This is a genomic window from Pseudoduganella sp. RAF53_2 (assembly GCF_052113985.1).
Classification (GTDB): Bacteria; Pseudomonadota; Gammaproteobacteria; order Burkholderiales; family Burkholderiaceae_D; genus Rugamonas.
The window spans coordinates 1-1,306 of sequence record NZ_JBFRDW010001018.1 but is presented as its reverse complement, the minus strand read 5'-3'; the positions used below and the strand labels follow the sequence as shown (position 1 = coordinate 1,306).

The window sequence follows — 1,306 nt, the reverse complement described above, 5'->3', positions numbered from 1 at the left end:
GGCATCTGGTGTTGCGCAGCCGAATAAGGTGCCGGAAGCCGCGCCCGAATTCGATTTCGGCGGTCGCCCCGTCAGCGGCAATCCTGTGGCGGTCAATATCGGCCGCATCGTGACACGCAGCGGCAATGGATTCAGTCTGATCTCCTCCGCCAATGCGGATGATATGCCCGCAGCGCGTAGCTGCACGGAGGACAGGCCCCGTGTCGCCAACGCGGTGAAATCACTGTTGGGCAATAAGGAATACCACGTCAGTGAATACATGCCCGGCCTGTACGGCACTTCCTGGACCGACAAGGTAAATGGCAATCTGGTCGGCTTGACCGGAGTCGCCGTGCTGCGGGATGGCGCCGCGCCAGCCAACAAACCCACGCTCCTGGTGTACAAGGCGGCCAGCCTGCGCGCCGGGTCGGACGCCCGCGCGGACTACCGCGATACCGTTGAAGTGAACACCTATCAGGGCGAAAACGGTTTGCTGTATCGGGTGTTCGGCAGTGGGCCCGTGAAATGCATGGACGTGCTGTTCCCGCGTGAGCGCGCACAGTCGACTGCCTCCAGCCTTTACTACGTCGCTGCTGGCAAAAGCATGGTGGCCGAATTCAATCCCAAACTCGCCAAATAAAAAAGAAAGTTATCAATGTCCGAATACCTGAATCAAAACCTGGCAACTGTCCAGAGTCTGCTTTGCCTGGTCTTGCTGATTGCGATCTATTTCTCGTTCAAGTTCCGCATCGACCTGTGGTGGCTCAATTTCTGGTATGCCTTGCCCTTCGTCGGCAAGACGGCGCGCCTGGCAAATGATTCTTCGCGCTTCGCCAAGGATAATAGCTGGACCAATTCTGAGCGCACGCTGTGTAACGATTACGCCCAGTTCATGCATCTGACCAGCGAAGCGGAATTCAATAAGCGCATCGACTATATGTCCAAGGCCGGCGACACTGGCCGGTCGCCGACGCCGGGCTGGCTGTTCCTGGTGCTTGGTTTGCTGATTATTGCGGAAGGCATGGGCTTCTCGTACCTGCTTGGTTCCTGGATGGCGATGGAGGGCAGTGAGAACACGCGCCTGCTGCTGATGGGAGGTATCGTCTTCGTGTTGTGCGTGGTAATGGGCTTCCTGACGCATAACGCAGGCCATCAGTTGTTCCGTACCAACTTGATCCGCCGCTGCAAAAAGGAATGGATCGACGACGGCAAGAAAGGCAAACTGCGTACCGTAAATATCTCGCTGAAAGACGATCAGCGCCAGGACGACAGCCTGCCGCATTACACGCAATGCGTGAACCGCGTGGGCAACGACAGTTCCTATGCG

At 57.4% G+C, this 1,306-nt stretch carries 2 pseudogenes; both read left to right on the top strand.

From position 1 onward, the window contains the following. Positions 1–619 (top strand): annotated as a pseudogene (locus AB4Z11_RS31965) (OmpA family protein); the annotation flags it as partial. 15 nt (positions 620–634) lie between these two features. Continuing rightward, a pseudogene (locus AB4Z11_RS31960) lies at positions 635–1,306 on the top strand (hypothetical protein); the annotation flags it as partial.